Below are 264 nucleotides of genomic sequence, written 5' to 3'. Positions count from 1 at the left end.
GGTTACTGGATTCCCGCGTTCGCGGGAATGACGGGGTGTAAGTTTCTGCTCCCACGGGGTTGGATTCCCGTTTTCACGGGAATGACGAAGTTTCAGACGGCATTTAAGCGGTACGGATGTGTAAATAATGGTAGGGTGGGCTTCAGCCTGCCGATTCCCGCTATTCTTGCCGTTTTTGCGTTCTTATCATTCTCACTGTTTTTACCGTTCACGCCGAATCCTGCAAACTGATGCCGTCATTCCCGCGAAGGCGGGAATCCAGAC

At 52.3% G+C, this 264-nt stretch carries 1 protein-coding gene; it reads left to right on the top strand.

What is annotated here, in order from left to right:
• On the top strand, positions 1-231 hold a 231-nt coding region (locus HMPREF2959_RS12825; protein ID WP_246829038.1), incomplete at its 5' end, for a hypothetical protein.
• Positions 232-264 lie beyond the last annotated feature (33 nt).

It is taken from the genome of Neisseria sp. HMSC070F02 (genome assembly GCF_001814225.1).
Taxonomy (GTDB): domain Bacteria; phylum Pseudomonadota; class Gammaproteobacteria; order Burkholderiales; family Neisseriaceae; genus Neisseria; species Neisseria meningitidis.
Note: the sequence above shows the minus strand (reverse complement) of the source record. Positions and strands in the feature narration are given on the sequence as shown.